Raw genomic sequence first — 15,908 nt, 5'->3', positions numbered from 1 at the left:
CGCCGCCGCGCCCTGGCCTCAGCGCGGCACGATGGCGAACTGCGGCCGCTCGCTGTAGTTCGCCTTGGCGGCGCGGCCGGCGAAGCGCGCCCACGCTTCGCGCGCGTTGGGCAGGCCGGTGGCGGCAGCCATCGCCAGCGCCGGCTGCATATTGGCCGGGTAGCCTTCCGGCGAAGTGGCGTAGCCCGTCATCTCGCCCGCCAGCCACGGCGTGCGCCAGATCTTGGCATCCTTGTCGGCCTGCGTGCGCCAGTCGGCCTGGGCCTGGCTGGCGCACGGCTGGTCGAGGTAGAGCGCGCCGCTGCTGTTCACCATCGGTGTGCCGTCGTTCTTGCGCATGGTGGCCTGGTAGGCTTGCGCCATGCTGGTGAAGTAGGGCGACGCGGCGCCGGGCCGCACCATCAGCGCATAAACGGCGCCGTCGATCCAGCAATAACCGGGGGCCATCATGCGGCCGATCGGGAAGCGCGCCTTCCAGTCCAGGATAGGCTTGGCGCTGGCGAAACCCATTTCATGCAGGTGGCCGACGACGGACGTGAAGAAGTCGTCCTGCCAGGGCGCGACGCCGGTGCCGGGTCCGGTCGGGCCGCCATAGGCCACTGCGTAGCTGGTGGCGGTGTTGTCGATGAAGCCGAGCTGGTTGGTGGCGCTGCCGGCGAAGGTGGTGTTGTAGAAGTCCAGGTTGTTCTGCAGGACCTGCTTGAAATAGACCTTCATCGGGTGGCTGTCCGGCGTGATGTAGGCGGCGTGGCCCAGCGTGCGCATATTCCAGGCCTGGCCGCGCACCTGGTTGCCCTTCACCAGGCCTTTGGCCAGGCCCCGGTAGTGCGGGTTCATCGTGGTGAGGTTCCAGTTGGCCCAGAACAGCAGCTCGTCCAGGTAGTAGCTGTCGCCCGTGAACAGGTAGGGCAGGTAGGCCAGCGAGGGCTGGTGCGCGGAGTCCGGCGAGTAAGGCGTGCTGCAGGCGCCGGCTTCGGTCGAAGTACAGCGCGGCATGTCCTCGTGCTTTTTGGTCACCGGGTTGTAACTGTCGCTGCCAATGCGCATGTCACGCACATAGGGGTACTGGAGGATGGAGACCACTTCGTCGGTCGCCTTGTCGCGGTAGTGGATCGGCCAGCTGCCGGCCAGGTCGCCCAGGCCCATGGTGACCTGGCGCGCGCGCGCGTCCATGCTCAACACATACATCGCGCCCCAGGCATGGTGCAGGCCGATGTCGGGCCGGCCGCCGGTGGCGGGCATGTACTTGTTAATCAAGGGCATGGCCATCGGGCCGCTATCGGCGGCCTCCCAGTCGGTCTTCATCTTGGCCAGTGCGGTGGCGGAAGGGACGATGCCGCGGTCGTAATTGGGCACGGCGCCGGAGGCCGAGGCGTAGGCCGCGTCGTGCCGCACATGCAGTTTTGGTTCGGCGCCGGTCCAGAACACCTTGCGCCAGCGCGCGTGGTGGAAGTGGGTGAGCGCGGCCTTGCTGTAGACAGGCTGGTTGTTGACCAGGATCTCGGCATCGTAGGTGACGTTCTTCGGATCGGGTTCGAAGGCCCAGTTGTTTTCCAAGGTGATGTCGACCCGTGCCGGGCCGGGGCTTTCAATATTGGGGTAGGGGTAGTTGCGGATCGCAAACCGCACCGACAGGTGGGGATGCGCTACGCCGTCCGCCGTCTGCACCGGCGCGGACACCTGCCATTCAATGGCGCGCATGCCGTTCAGCCAGTGCTTGTATGGCTTGCTGCGTAATAGCTGCGCGGCGTCGGCGCTGTACAGCACACCGCCCACGTTCAGGCGCACTACGGCGTTAAAGCCGCTCGCCAGCAGCGCGCTCGGGCGCAAGGCCGGTGGCATCAAGGGCGGGGTGGCGGACGATGCGAGTTGCACGCTCGCTGTCTCGCCGGCGGCCAGTTGCGGCACGATGGCGCTCAGCACCGCGTGCCGCACCGACCCGTCGTCGTGCGTGGCCTTGACGTCGACCTGGATCGGCAGGGCGGCGCCCTTGTAGGCGGCGGTGACGCTTTCACCGGCCTTCAGGTCGCCTTTGGCGAACACCTGGCCGAACGTCAGGGGCAGGTTGAACTGCGCCTGCATCGACGTTTCAACCAGCTGGATGGATGGCAGTTGCGCCGCGAGCGCGCCGCTCGCGGCCAAGACAGAAGCAAGGCACGACAGGACATGTTTCATGGCAGATCCTCTCAATTTGAAAGCGCTTGACCTGAGTCAATTTAATTTTTCGACAAACTCCGTACAGTCGCTACCTGGAATAACACAGAGTAGGAGTATTGAAACATGGGTAGCGATCGTGATGTGCACGACACGGAAGTAAGCAGCCGTCGTCGTTTCCTGGGTAAGAGTGCAGCGCTCGGCCTGGCCGGTGCTGGTGTGCTGGCGGGTTGCAAAGAGAACGGCGCGGGGGCTGCCGCTTCTTCTTCTGCATCTGCAGCGGCCAAATCGCACAGCGGCAGCAAGGTTCACGTAGAACCGGGCCAGCTGGACGACTATTACCTGTTCTCCAGCGGCGGCCACTCCGGCGAAGCCCGCATCATCGGCATTCCTTCCGGACGCGAACTGCGCCGGATCCCCGTTTTCAATATCGATCCTATGGTCGGTTGGGGTATCACCAACGAATCGAAGGCGATCCTCGGCACCAAGGCCGACGGCAGCCTGAAATACACCACCGGCGACACCCACCACGTGCACGGTTCCTACAAGGACGGCACCTATGACGGCCGTTACCTGTGGGTGAACGACAAGATCCATTCGCGCCTGGCCCGTATCCGCATGGATACCATGGAATGCGACAAGATCACCGAACTGCCGAACGTGCAGGGCTTCCACGGCATCTTCCCGGACAAGTGCGACCCGGTCGACAAGTCCATCAACCACACCACCCGCGTGTTCTGCGGCGCGGAATTCGCGATTCCGTTCCCGAACGACGGCCGCGACCTGGACGATCCGTCCAAGTGGGGCTCGCTGTTCACCTGCGTGGATGCGGAAACCATGGCCGTGCGCTGGCAAGTGCGCGTGGACGGCAATATGGACTTGACCGCCACCTCGTACGACGGCCGCTTCGCCTGCTCCAACCAGTACAACACCGAGAACGCGCCGGACCAGGCGGGCATGATGTCGGCCGAGCGCGACGCCTGCGTCTTCTTCGACGTGGCCCGTGTTGAAGCAATGGTCAAAGCCGGCAAGTTCACCACCATCGGCTCCTCCAAGGTGCCTGTGGTTGACGGCCGCAAGGCGGCCAACGCCGATCCGAAAACCGCCGTGACCTGCTACGTCCCGGTCGGCAAGAACCCGCACGGCGTCAACGCTTCGCCGGACGGCAAATACATGGTCTGCTCCGGCAAGCTGTCGCCGACTGCCACCGTGATCGAAGTGGCCCTGGTGGCCAAGTGGTTCGACGGCGAACTGAAAACCGAGCGCGATGCAGTCGTGGCGGAGCCGGAAATCGGCCTGGGCCCGTTGCACACCGCCTTCGACGGCAAAGGCAACGCCTTCACCACCCTGTTCCTGGACAGCCAGATCGTCAAGTGGAACGTGGCCGCCGCCATCGCGCAGTTCAAGGGCGACAAGTCCGCCAAGCCGGTGGTCGACCGCGTTGACGTGCACTACCAGCCGGGCCATGGCTACGCCTCCATGGGCGAAACCAAAGAGGCGGACGGCAAATACTTCAACTCCGGTAACAAGTTCTCGAAGGACCGCTTCCTGCCGGTCGGCCCGCTGCATAGCGAAACCGAGCAGCTGATCGACATCACCGGCGACAAGATGGTGATCGTGTCCGACCACACCGCGTATCCGGAACCGCACGACGCAATCATCGTGCGCCGCGATATCGTGAAGACGCGCCAGATCTACAACCTGGACGACTTCCCGAACAAGGTGACGGCCGAGAACGCGGGCATCACCCGCAACGGCAACAAGGTGCACGTGCGCCTGATGTCGCAGGCACCGGCTTTCAGCCTGCCGGTCATCAAGGTCAAGAAGGGCGACGAAGTGACCATCACCCTGACCAACCACGACAAGGTGGAGGACTTGACCCACGGTTGCGCAATCCCGACCTACAACGTCAACTTCATCGTCAACCCGCAGGAGACCAAGTCGGTCACCTTCAAGGCTGACCATGCCGGTGCGTTCTGGCTGTATTGCACGCACTTCTGCCACGCGCTGCACCTTGAAATGCGCAGCCGCTTCCTGGTGGAGGGTTAACCCGCAAGGGTGATGTATCCATGCTTCGCTTGATTCCCCTGCTGTGGGCGGCGCTGCTCACCATATTGTGTGCAGCGCCCGCCGCGGCCACCTCGATGTACGACACCGTGCTGTCCGCGGCGTTGATGAGTGGCCCCGATTTGTGCGCCGAAGCCCCTTGCAGCGAAGTGCTGCCGGCGGCGACGGTATTTTCCAAGCGCAAAGGCGCGCCGGCCTATGTAGAGGGCTACGCGCTGGAGCAGGGCAAGCAGCGCCTGGTCGGCTATGTGTTCCTGTCCACCGATGTGGTGGACATACCGGCCTACTCGGGCAAGCCGATGGTCACGCTGATCGGCATGGATACCAAAGGTGTGATTTCCGGTGTGCGGATTCTGAAGCACTCGGAACCGATTTTGTTGGCGGGCATTCCCGAAACTGTGCTGACCAAATTCGTCAGGCAGTACTTCGGCAAACCCGGCGACGCCAAGCTGGAACTCGGCCTTGGGCGGGACGGTGGTGATCTTGATGCGATCAGCGGGGCCACCGTAACGGCCATAGCCGAGAACCAGACCATTGCGCAAAGCGCGTATGAGATTGGCAAGCAGGTGGGCATCTTCAAGGGGATGGTCAAACCGCGCGCTCATTTCACGCCGCTGCGCGAACGTCTGGACTGGGCCGCGCTCGTTAAGGAGGGCGCGGTCCGGCACCTGCGGGTGGAAGCGGAGGAGGTCGGCCTGCCGTCGAACGGCAAGCCGTACATGGACCTGCACTTCGGCTACCTGAATGTGCCGAGCATCGGCAGCAGCCTGCTGGGCGAACGCAATTATGCGCGCCTGATGCAGGACCTGAAGGAGGATGAACATGCCATCTTCATCATCGGCACCGGCCTGGATTCGTTCAAGGGCTCGGGCTTTGTGCGCGGCGGCATCTATGACCGCATCCAGGTGCGCCAGGACACCGACCGCTTTACCTTCCGCGATACCGATTACCTGAACCTGTACCACCTGGACCCGGCCGACACGCCGGCCTACCAGGAGTCGGCGATCTTCATCGTCCGTTCACCGAATTTCAACCCGGCCTGGCCGTGGCAACTGAGCCTGCTGGCCAATAAGCTGGACCTGCAAACGCATACCAAGGTCTTCGTCCACTTCGACCAGGAATACTGGACTCCGGCGCGCTACCTGGAAGGCGGGCGCCCGAAAGTCGAGCGCCCGGTGCCGGCCTGGAAGGCGGCCTGGCTGGCGCGCCAAGGCGAGATCATCCTGTTCGTGCTGGTGCTGCTGACGACCGCCGCGCTGTATGCGCAGCGCGACCGCCTGGTGCGCGCTTCCAACCGCAAGAGCAAGCCGCTGATCACGATCCCGCGCACGCTGCTGTGGATTACCTCGGTCGGCTTCTTCGGCCTGTACCTGAAGGCGCAGCCGTCCATCACCCAGGTGATGACCTGGTTCCATTCCCTGATCCACCAGTGGAAGTGGGAGCTGTTCCTGTCCGACCCGTTCATCTTCCTGTTCTGGTGGTTCATGGTGGTGACGGTGGTGCTGTGGGGGCGCGGCGTGTTCTGCGGCTGGGTATGCCCGTTCGGCTCGCTGCAGCACCTGGCATTCAAGCTGGGCGGCTGGATCGGCCTGGGGCGCTTCCAGGGCCTGCTGCCCAAGCGCGTGCACGATAAGCTGAAGTGGGTGAAGTACGTTGCGTTCGCGGTGCTGGTGGGCGTCTCCTTCTATTCGATGGAGATGGCCGAGCACCTGGCGGAGATCGAACCGTTCAAGACCACCTTCCTGGTGGGCGTGCTGAATCGCGGCTGGCCGTTCGCAGCGTTCGTCGCCGTCATCCTCGGTATTTCCATCCTGAGCGAGCGCCCTTACTGCAAATACGTCTGTCCGCTGGGCGCCGGCCTGGCCGTGCCGAGCTTCTTCCGCCTGTTCGCCCTCAAGCGCAAAAAGGAATGCGAGACCTGCACCGCCTGCGCCAAGGGCTGCGGCTCGCACGCCATCGACGCCCAGGGCCGCATCGACCAGAAGGAATGCCTGGCCTGCCTGGACTGCATGGTGATGTACTACGACGACCACGCCTGCCCGCCGCTGGCCAAGGAGCGCAAGACGCGCGAGAAGAACGGCGATCCGCTGACCCCGATCGACGGGCGCGGCTACTTCATTTCGCTGGACGCGGTGCGCGGTGAGCTGAAAAGGAAGGCAGGGTAAAACCATGAGTGTCCTCAGGCTTTGCGCGGCCGCCCTGGCCGCGTTCACCACGGCACTGCCGGCTGCCGGCGCCGCTCCAGTCGTGGCAGGCGCCGTTTCGGCGCGCCCGCATGTGCTGCAGGTGCGGCAGGGCGAATCGATCGCCGCCGCCATCCGCCTGGCGCGCCCCGGCGACACCGTGCAGGTGCGCGAAGGCACCTACCGCGAACGCCTCATCATCGACAAGCCGATCCGGCTGGAAGGTATCGGCAAACCGACCATCAGCGCCGCGTATGAAGGCGACGTTATCCGCGTCAAGGCCAAGGATGTCACGATTCGCGGCCTGATCGTGCGCGACAGCGGCATCGACCTGGGCGCGCAAAACGCCGGCATCTACGTCATGCCCGGCTCGGACGGCATCAACATCAGCAACTGCGACCTGGTGACCAACCTGTTCGGCATCTGGCTCGAACAGTCGCGCGACGCCGTCCTGCAAGGCAACCTGATCACCGGCCGCCGCGACCTGATGTCGCAAATGCGCGGCAACGGCATCCAGGTCTACAACACCGACGATACGCAAGTCATCGACAACACCGTCAGCTACGCGCGCGACGGCATCTATGTCGACTACTCGCGCCGCGCCACTTTCCGCGGCAACCGCGTGCACCACGTGCGCTACGGCACGCACTACATGAACACCCACGACAGCATCTGGGAAGGCAACACCGTGCACCAGAGCCGTGGCGGCCTGGCGCTGATGGAAGTGCGCAACCTCACCGTGCGCAACAACGTCGCCTGGGGCAACGAGGACCACGGCATCATGCTGCGCACCATCCAGGACTCCGTCATCGAGAACAATATCGTGTCCGGCAACGGGCGCGGCTTCTTCATCTACGACGCCGAGTTCAACACCCTGCGCGGCAACCTGGTGATCGGCAACCAGACCGGCGTGCACCTGACCGCCGGTTCCAGCAACAACGCTGTGGATGGCAACGACTTTATCAACAACGCCGAGCAGGTCAAATTCGTGGCCTCGAAGGACGTCGAGTGGGGCCGCAGCCGGGGCAACTACTGGAGCAACTACAGCGGCTGGGACCAGGACAACGACGGCCAGGGCGATGTGCTGTACCAGGCCAACGATGTGGTCGACCGCCTGCACTGGCAATACCCGCTGCTCAAGCTTTTGCTGAGCAGCCCGGCCGTACAAACGCTGCGCTTCGTGTCGCGGCAATTCCCGCTGCTGCGCGCGCCGAGCGTGATCGACCAGCACGCCCGCATGCAGCCCTGGAACACCGAATGGAGAAAATGGCATGGACGACAAGCTGATTGACTTGCGCGCCGTAAGCAAGCGCTATGGCGCCGTGCAAGCCGTCGACGGGATCGACCTGTCGGTGGGGCGCGGCCGTATGGTTGGTTTGATCGGGCACAACGGGGCGGGCAAGAGCACGCTGTTCAAAATGATGCTCGGCCTGATCGAGCCGAGCGCGGGCGAAGTACGCATCTGCGGCGTGGCCACCGGCGACGCCGGTTTCCGCGACGTGCGGCGCCGCATCGGCTACCTGCCGGAGAGCTTTGTCGCCTACGACAACCTGACCGGCCTGGAACTGCTGCACCTGTTCGCCGACCTGAAAAAGGTGGCGCGCAGCGCCTGCGGCAATGTGCTGGAGCGGGTCGGCCTGGCCGCAGCGGCCGGGCGCCGCGTGGGCGGCTATTCCAAGGGCATGCGCCAGCGCCTGGGCTTCGCCCAGTTGCTGCTGGGCGCGCCGGAGCTGGTCTTCCTGGACGAGCCGACCAACGGCCTGGACCCGGACGGCATCCATGACTTCTACCGCATCCTGCACCAGCTGCGCGCGGAGGGCGCCACCATCGTCATCACCTCGCACATCCTGGCCGAAATCCAGGAGCGGGTCGACGAGCTGGTGATCCTGAGCGGCGGCAAGGTGGCGGCGCAGGGCACGCTGGCGCAACTGCGCGCCGGCACCTCGATGCCGGCCGAGATCCGCCTGGTGGCGCGCTCCGGCGGCGCCGCGCGCGTGATCGCCGCCCTGCGCGGCCACCAGGTGCGGGTGGAGCGCGACTGCATCCGCGTGCCGTGCGCGCCGCGCCAGAAAATGCAGGTGCTGCAGCTGCTGTCGTCGCTGGACGACGCCATCGACGACGTGGCCATCCACGAGCCGTCGCTGGAAGACCTGTTCTTCGGACTGGGAGGACGCCATGCGCGCGCGGCTTGACTGGTCGGCAGCGGGCACCATCGCCGCCCGCGAATTCCGCGACCGCCTGCGCAACCGCTGGGTACTGGCGGTGGCCCTGGTATTCGCCGTGTTTGCCCTGGCCATCGCCTGGTTCGGCATGGCGCAGCAGGGCAGCGTGGGCTATCGCGGCATCGACGTCACCATCGTCAGCCTTTCCAGCCTGGTCACCTACCTGGTGCCGCTGATCGCGCTGCTGCTTGGCTACGACGCCATTGTGGGCGAGCGCGAACGCGGCTCGCTGGAGCTGCTGCTGTCCCTGCCCATCACGCGCTTCGAGCTGCTGCTCGGGAAGTTCGTCGGCCTGTCGGCAGCCCTGGCAAGCGCCACCGCGCTCGGTTTCGGCGCCGCCCTGCTGGTGCTGATGGATAAGCTGGATGCGCGCGACGCCCTGCACTTCTTCGGCTTCGCCGGTAGCGCCATCCTGCTGGGCCTGGCTTTCCTCAGCCTCTCGCTCTGCCTGTCGGTGCTGGCGCACAACCGCATCCGCGCCAGCGGCCTGGCGATCGGCATGTGGTTCCTGTTCGTGCTGGTGTTCGACATGGTGCTGATGGGCGTGCTGGTGCTGTCGCAGGGCGCGCTCGATAGCAGCGTGTTCGGCGCCTTGCTGATGCTGAACCCGGCCGACGTCTTCCGCCTGCTGAACATTTTCAGCTCGGAGCAGGTGCAGGGCCTGTACGGCCTGGCCACCGTGATGCCCGAGCATATGACCAATCCGGCGCTGCTGGCTGGCGTCATGCTGGCCTGGATCGTCGTTCCCTTTGCCATTGCCAGCTGGAGGTTCAAATGAGGTTCCCACGTTATGCCGCCGCCATCGGCGCCTTCCTCCTGCTGTCGGCCTGCGGCGACGCGGCGCGCAGCCTCGCCGCCAGCGAGCCGGCCGACGATGCCGTGTGCGCGCTGGACGGCATGAGCATCAAGGACTACCCCGGCCCGAAAGCGCAGATCGCCTATCACGGCGGGCGCGTCGATTTCTTCTGCAGCCTGGCCGAATTGTTTGAAGTGCTGTTCGGCGAAGAAGGGCAGCAGGGCATCGGCGCCAGCTACGTGCAGGACATGGGCAAGGCCGACTGGCACAAGCCGCGCGGCCACTGGATCGAGGCCCGCAGCGCTTTTTACGTGCTGGACAGCCGCGCCGAAGGCGCCATGGGCCCGACCATCGGCACCTTTGCCCGGCAGGAGGACGCGCAAGCCTTTGCCCGGCGCGAGGGCGGCCGCGTGCTGCCCTTCGCGGATATCCGCCCGGCCATGCTCAAGCTGGGCACCCAGCCGGCGCACGACGCCAGCGACAACTCCATGCGCTGAACATTTTTTACCACCAACCTAGAGGAAGACAATCATGAAAGCATTGCACACCCTGACCCTTGCCATCGCCGCCGCCATGCTGGCGCCGGCTGCCCTGGCCGCAGCCCCTGCCGCCAAGGGCGGCGTCAACGGCGAGAAGGTCTACGCCGCCAACTGCGCCTCCTGCCACGCCGCTGGCGTGCTGGGCGCGCCGAAAGCCGGCGACAAGGCCGCCTGGGCGCCGCGCGTCAAGCAAGGCAAGGAAATGCTGTACACCCACGGCCTGCAAGGCTTCAAGATGATGCCGCCCAAGGGTGGCAATCCAGGCCTGAAGGACGATGAGGTGAAAGCTGCCATCGACTTCATGATCAAGACCTGATCATGCGGCACCGCAGCTGGTTGGCTTGCGCCGCGCTGCTACCCCTGCTGGTGGCTTGCGCGGAGAAGGATGCAGTGCACCGCGTGCAGGGCCATGTGTTCGGCACGCAGGTGGAGGTCAGCATCTACGGCCCTTCCGCCAAGGAGGCGCAGGAGCAGGGCGCCGCCGTACTGCGCGAGTTCGACCGGCTGCACCACAAGTACCACGCCTGGCAGCCCAGCCAGCTGACGGCGCTGAACGACGCCATTGCGCGCGGCGAGCCGTTCGAGGCGGACCAGGAGATGGTCAGCCTGCTGCGCTCCGCCAGCGATCTGGCGCAGCGCTCCGGCGACACCTTCAACCCCGCCATCGGGCGCCTGATCCGCGCCTGGGGCTTCCAGAGCAGCGATATCAAGGACGCCGGCGCGAAGGATGCCGAAATCGCGCGCCTGGTGCAGGCCAGGCCGCGCATGGCCGACCTGCAATTCGAGGGCAACCGGGTCAGCAGCCGCAATCGCGCCGTGATGCTCGACTTCGGCGGCTACGCCAAGGGCTATGCGCTGGACCGCGCGGCGCAGATCCTGCGCGCGGCCCACGTCAAGGCGGCCCTGGTCAACGTTGGCGGCAACGCCATCGCGCTGGGCCAGCCGGGCGACCGTCCCTGGATGGTCGGCATCCGCGACCCGCGCGGGCCGCAAATGGTGGCGCGCGTCGCCCTGCGCGACAACGAGGCGATCGGCACCAGCGGCGACTACGAGCGCTACTTCATGAAAGGCGGCAAACGCCACGCCCATATCATCGACGCCCGCACCGGTCAGACGGTGGACCTGGTGGCATCGGTTACCATCATCACTTCCGGCGGCGCGGACCCCGGTCTGCGTTCGGACGGCAATTCCAAGCCGCTGTTCGTGGTCGGTCCGCAAGGCTGGTGTGAAATGGCGCAGCGGCTTGGCCTGGACCAGGCCATGCTGATCGATGCCCAGGGCCGCGTGCATGCCACGCCGGCCATGCTGGCGCGCACTGACCAGGGAAAAGGACATGGGGAACCTGTACGAGAATGCCCAGCCGCCGGCGGCGGGAGAAAGATTTGACACGCTGCTGTCGCACCAGAACCTGGTGATCGAGCGCATCGTCAGCACATCAAAAATCACAGCGCAGGAATACGTGCAGGAGCAGGACGAATGGGTCGTGCTGCTGCAGGGCGAAGCGCTGCTCGAGGTGGCGGGAGAGGCGCAGCCGCTGAAGGCGGGCGACTACCTGTTCCTGCCCGCGCGCACGCCGCACACGGTGCTGCGCGTATCGGACGGCGCCATGTGGCTGGCCGTCCACCTGCATTCGCGCCGGTGACAAAGCGCGCATTTTATGGCGCCTTTCATCTGTTACTCTTGGTGATTAAACCAAGGAGACAGGGGCATGGAAGCAACACGGCGCGAAGCGATCGACGAGTTCTGGCAGCATACGTCCCATTGCGACCATAGCGTACAGGTGTACGAGGACGAGGAGGATTTCCTCGACACGCTGGAAGCGTTTGTCATGGCGGGCTTCCGCGGCAACGAGGCGGTTATCGTCATTGCCACGCCGGCGCACCGCGCGGCGCTGGCGCAGCGGCTGGAGGGCAAGGGCATCGACGTGGCGCAGGCCTCCCTGCGCGGGCAGTACATTGTGCGCGATGCGCGCGCCACGCTGGCGCGCTTCATGTTCGACGGCTGGCCGGCCGAGGCGCGCTTCAACGACACCATCGCTGAATTGATGGGCAAGGCGCGCGAAAACCATGCGACGGTGCGCGCCTTCGGCGAGATGGTGGCCCTGCTGTGGGACGACGGCCTGCAGCGCGCCACCATGCGCCTGGAGCACCTGTGGACGCAGTTGTGCCAGCGTGAGTCCTTCCCGCTGTTCTGCGCCTACCCCAAGGCCAGCTTCGACCAGGGCGACGGCGCCGGCTGCCGCGATGTGTGCCACTCGCATACGAGGGTCTGCCCGCCGCTATAATGGGGCGATGAAAATCGTCCTGGTCACTCTTGGCTGCCTGTTCCTGGTACTGGCGGTCCTGGGGATATTCCTGCCGCTGCTGCCAACCACGCCCTTCCTGCTGCTGGCGTCGGCCTGTTTCGCGCGCAGTTCGGACCGCATGCACAACTGGCTGCGCACGCACGGCCGCTTCGGCCGCTACCTGCGCGACTACGAGGACGGGCGCGGCATCCCGCTGCGCGGCAAGATCCTGGCCATGGCGATGATGTGGCCGTCCATGGCCTACTCGATGTACAAAGTGCCCCACCTGGCGCTCAAGGTCATGCTGTTCCTGATCGCGTGCGGCGTGACCTGCTACCTGCTGCGCCTTCCCACTTCCCATCCGCAGGATGATTAAGACCCGCTTGATTGCCCTTGCCGCAGCCGCCGCGCTGCTGGCCCATGCCTCTTTCGCTAACGCCGCCTCCGTGGAGGTGCTGGCCGGTGCGCCGGTGGCGCTGCATGCCGCGCCGCTGGATGCGCCGCGCGGTATTGCCGCCGGGCGCGATGGCGCCGTCTACTTCACCGAGGGCGCTTCCGTGCGCGTGCTGCGCGCGGACGGCACGCTGGCCACGCTGCCGGGACGCTTCATCGCCCCGGCCGGGCTGGCGCTAGGGCCGGATGGCACGCTGTTCGTGGCCGATGCCGGCAACCACGTCGTGAAGGCGATATCGGCGGCGGGCGAGGTGCGCACCGTGGCCGGCCATGCCGGCACGGCGGGGAAGGGCGACGGCAAGGGCATCCTGGCTGGTTTCAATCAGCCGGCCGGCCTGGCGCTGGAGGCGTCGGGCAGCCTGCTGGTGGCCGACGCCGGCAACCGCGCGTTGCGCAGGATCGCCGGCAACGGCGTGGTCAGCACCGTGGCGCAGCACTTGCCGCTGCAGCCGCAAGGCGTGGCCATCGACCGGCGCGGCGGCATCATCGTGCACGACGCCGCCATGGCGCTGCGCATCGACAACCGTGGCGCCTGGCAGGAGCTGCTGGCGCCGGCCGCCACGCACGCCGCGCCTGGCCCTGCCGCGGCGGCGGCCGATGGCTGCGTGCGCGGCAAATGCCTGCGCCGCTACCACGCCCCCAGCATGCCGCTGACGCCGCGCGCAGCAGCCCAGCTGCCATCCGGCCAGATGGCTGCCGACCCGCAAGGCCGCCTGCTGGCGACCGTACCCGCCACCGGCAGCATCTACCGCATTGAACGCAACGGCATGATCGCTCCCTTGCTCGGCGCCGGCGACGTGACCGGCGAGCTGTCCGGCGCGGCGGTCGATGGCGACGGCAACCTGCACCTGCTGCTGGCCGAACGCCTGGCGGCCGCCAGCTGGAACGCGCGCGGCGAGCCGCAGCCGCTGCCGCTGCAATACGCCGCCTCGCTCAACCGCGACGGGCCCGCCCTGCAAGCGCGCTTCGGCGACATCAGCCGCCTCGCCGTGGGCCGCGACGGCGGCCTGTACGTGCTGGACGGCGACCAGCTGCGCCGCCTCGACAAGGACGGCATGGTGCGCACGCTGCAGCAGGAAGGCGGCTTCCGCAAGCTGCGCGAAGGGCAGGCCGCCGCCCAGGTCGACCTGCACGGCTTCATGGCGGCGCGCCCCAGCACCGGCGTCTTCGTCACCGCCAACGGCGCCCTGGCCGGGGTCAGCACCGAAGGCATGATTTCCTTCGTCAGCGGCCCGCCCGGCATGGCGCCCGAACAGACCGGTTTCGCCCCCGCGCTGCGCCGCATCTGGGCCTACGTGGCGCAGGACGCCGAACCGTTCGTGCTGACTGGCCTGGGCCGGCACGGCATCGCCGCCGACGCCAACGGCCAGGCCTGGTACTGCGCCGACAATGTGCTGTGGCGCATCCGCCCGCGCGGCGTGGCACGCAAGATCGCGCTGCAAGGCGCCGACGGCTGCGGCGACGTGCTGGTGGCGCCCAGCGACGCGGTGTACATGCTGCACGGGCACTACCTGACGCGCGTCGGCAGCGACGGCCACCAGTTGCTGGCGGCGGGCAGCCGCGAACGTAAAGGCGCCAGCGACGGCGCCGGACTGATGGCGCGCTTCCGCCGCATCACGCACGCCGTGGCGGACGCGCAAAACAACCTTTATCTGCTCGACGATGGTATCTTGCGCAGGATGTCGGCGGACAGCGAAGTCAGCACAGAGGACCAAGACCTGTTCGCGGCAGTCGGCAAACTGCGCGCCCTGGCCGTGGACCGCAAGGGCGTGCTGTATCTCGCAACTGAACGCACGATCCTGAGGATGAAACCATGAAGGCTGTTTTCACCGCATTGCCCGTGCTGCTGGCCGCCGCTTCCGCGGCCCAGGCGCAGACCCTGCCTGACCTACTGCTCAAGGAGTTCCAGCGCCAGTCCGGCGTCACCGGCATGGCCGCCGCCATTGTGCGCGACGGCCAGTTGGCCTGGCATGGCGAAGCCGGCTACGCCGACGCGGCGCGCAAGCTGCCCGTCACGCAGGAGACCGAATTCCGCCTGGGCAGCGTCTCCAAGTTCGTCACCATCGCCATGCTGGCGCGCCTGGTCGACCAGGGCAAGATCGACCTGCAGCGGCCGGTGCGCACCTACCTGCCCGACTATCCCGCCAAGCAGCACGAGTTCACGCCGCTGCAGCTGGCCACCCACACGTCCGGCATGGGACATTACGAGTTCGGCGACGAGCGCTTCGACGATCGCGCACAACCCTACAAGTCGGTCGGCGAAGGGCTGGCAGTGTTCCGGGACCGGCCGCTGCAAAGCGTGCCAGGCACCACCTACGTGTATTCCAGCTACGGCTACAACCTGTTGTCGGCGGTGATGGAGAAGGCCGCGCGCCAGGACTTCCTGGCGCTGCTGTCGGGCACCGCGCAATTGGCCGGCACGCCATCGCTGCAGGCGGAGCTGCTGGCCCCGGTGGGCGCCAAATGGTCGCAGTTGTATACGGCCGATGGCAGCGAGCAAGCGCGCCGTAACATCACCCACAAATGGTCGGGCGGCGGCATGCTGGCCAATGCGCCCGACATCGCGCGTTTCGGCCTGAAGACGCTCGATCCCGCCTTCATCAGTCCGCGTACGCTGGCCAGTTTCACCACGCAGCAGCAGTTCGCCAATGGCACCGGCATCGGCGGCAAGGACTACCAGCAGGCCATCGGCTGGCGCGTCAGCACCGATTACTACGGCAGGACGTACTTCCACCACGCCGGCGCGATCGAGGGCGGGCGTTCCCAGCTTAGCGTCTACCCCGCGCAGAAAGCGGCTGTCAGCCTGCTGGCCAACGCCAGCTTCGTATCGGCGGTGGCGCAGACCGCGGAATCGCTGCTGGACGCGTACCTGCCGGCACAAGGGGCGACGCAGGCGGCAGCGGCCGGTGCCGCCTGCCGCGAAGGCACGCGCGCCTACCATGGCCGCTGGCGCAACGAGGACATCAAGGGAAGGGTGCGCTTCACACGCGAAGGCGCCTATTGCAAGGCCGAGCTCTCGGCCGACCACGCGCTGGGCCAAGCCGTGGCACGCAAGGGCGCGCCGCCCGCCATCGTCGCCTACAGCCGGCCGGGCGACGGCGCCGCCTACTTCGTGACGCCGGTCGGCATCTACCCCGGCAAGACGGCAGGCGACGTGTTGGCGCTACAGACGTCGTCCGGTCCGGCCGAATTGCGCCTCAAATAAGCCCG

General features: G+C 66.4%; 14 protein-coding genes. 13 read left to right on the top strand and 1 reads right to left on the bottom strand.

Annotated elements, in window-relative coordinates; translation table 11 throughout:
- Positions 1–18: 18 nt before the first annotated feature.
- Entirely contained in the window at positions 19–2,175 is a 2,157-nt protein-coding gene (locus tag GTP41_RS10000) for a hypothetical protein (protein ID WP_229502810.1), read from the bottom strand.
- Between the two features lie 105 nt (positions 2,176–2,280).
- Here GTP41_RS10000 and nosZ point away from each other — a divergent pair, with 105 nt between their 5' ends.
- From nosZ to GTP41_RS09935, 13 genes are all read left to right on the top strand, one after another.
- Positions 2,281–4,203 carry a TAT-dependent nitrous-oxide reductase gene (gene nosZ / locus GTP41_RS09995; RefSeq protein WP_161025439.1) on the top strand — a complete coding sequence of 641 codons (1,923 nt, stop codon included), beginning with the start codon at positions 2,281–2,283 and terminating at the stop codon, positions 4,201–4,203.
- A 20-nt stretch (positions 4,204–4,223) separates the two neighbouring features.
- Positions 4,224–6,386 carry a 4Fe-4S binding protein gene (locus GTP41_RS09990; protein WP_161025438.1) on the top strand — a complete coding sequence of 721 codons (2,163 nt, stop codon included), beginning with the start codon at positions 4,224–4,226 and terminating at the stop codon, positions 6,384–6,386.
- Positions 6,387–6,390: 4 nt separating this feature from the next.
- Positions 6,391–7,695 (top strand): nitrous oxide reductase family maturation protein NosD, encoded by a 1,305-nt coding sequence (locus tag GTP41_RS09985; RefSeq protein WP_161025437.1) that lies wholly within the window; start codon positions 6,391–6,393, stop codon positions 7,693–7,695.
- Positions 7,676–8,596, top strand: a complete 921-nt coding sequence (locus GTP41_RS09980; RefSeq protein ID WP_161025436.1) for an ABC transporter ATP-binding protein — start codon at positions 7,676–7,678, stop codon at positions 8,594–8,596. Before GTP41_RS09985 ends, GTP41_RS09980 begins: the two co-directional genes overlap by 20 nt.
- Positions 8,580–9,404: an ABC transporter permease subunit gene (locus tag GTP41_RS09975; RefSeq protein ID WP_161025435.1), complete on the top strand. Its 825-nt coding sequence runs from the start codon at positions 8,580–8,582 to the stop codon at positions 9,402–9,404. The genes GTP41_RS09980 and GTP41_RS09975 overlap by 17 nt, the downstream gene beginning before the upstream one ends.
- Entirely contained in the window at positions 9,401–9,919 is a 519-nt protein-coding gene (locus GTP41_RS09970; protein WP_161025434.1) for a nitrous oxide reductase accessory protein NosL, read from the top strand. The genes GTP41_RS09975 and GTP41_RS09970 overlap by 4 nt, the downstream gene beginning before the upstream one ends.
- A gap of 34 nt (positions 9,920–9,953) precedes the next feature.
- Positions 9,954–10,277, top strand: a complete 324-nt coding sequence (locus tag GTP41_RS09965) for a c-type cytochrome (protein ID WP_161025433.1) — start codon at positions 9,954–9,956, stop codon at positions 10,275–10,277.
- A 2-nt stretch (positions 10,278–10,279) separates the two neighbouring features.
- The gene (locus tag GTP41_RS09960) at positions 10,280–11,347 is read left to right on the top strand and encodes an FAD:protein FMN transferase (protein ID WP_161025432.1); all 1,068 of its coding nucleotides are present in this window, start codon (positions 10,280–10,282) and stop codon (positions 11,345–11,347) included.
- Positions 11,295–11,603 carry a cupin domain-containing protein gene (locus tag GTP41_RS09955; RefSeq protein ID WP_161025431.1) on the top strand — a complete coding sequence of 103 codons (309 nt, stop codon included), beginning with the start codon at positions 11,295–11,297 and terminating at the stop codon, positions 11,601–11,603. Before GTP41_RS09960 ends, GTP41_RS09955 begins: the two co-directional genes overlap by 53 nt.
- Positions 11,604–11,669: 66 nt before the next feature.
- Positions 11,670–12,245 carry an MEDS domain-containing protein gene (locus tag GTP41_RS09950; RefSeq protein WP_161025430.1) on the top strand — a complete coding sequence of 192 codons (576 nt, stop codon included), beginning with the start codon at positions 11,670–11,672 and terminating at the stop codon, positions 12,243–12,245.
- Between the two features lie 7 nt (positions 12,246–12,252).
- Positions 12,253–12,621, top strand: a complete 369-nt coding sequence (locus GTP41_RS09945) for a YbaN family protein (protein WP_161025429.1) — start codon at positions 12,253–12,255, stop codon at positions 12,619–12,621.
- A 7-nt stretch (positions 12,622–12,628) separates the two neighbouring features.
- Entirely contained in the window at positions 12,629–14,515 is a 1,887-nt protein-coding gene (locus tag GTP41_RS09940; RefSeq protein ID WP_161025428.1) for an NHL repeat-containing protein, read from the top strand.
- Positions 14,512–15,903: a serine hydrolase domain-containing protein gene (locus GTP41_RS09935; protein WP_161025427.1), complete on the top strand. Its 1,392-nt coding sequence runs from the start codon at positions 14,512–14,514 to the stop codon at positions 15,901–15,903. Before GTP41_RS09940 ends, GTP41_RS09935 begins: the two co-directional genes overlap by 4 nt.
- The last annotated feature ends 5 nt before the right edge of the window (positions 15,904–15,908 follow it).

This window comes from Pseudoduganella guangdongensis (genome assembly GCF_009857475.1).
GTDB lineage: Bacteria > Pseudomonadota > Gammaproteobacteria > Burkholderiales > Burkholderiaceae_D > Rugamonas > Rugamonas guangdongensis.
This window is presented reverse-complemented; position numbering and strand designations above follow the sequence as displayed.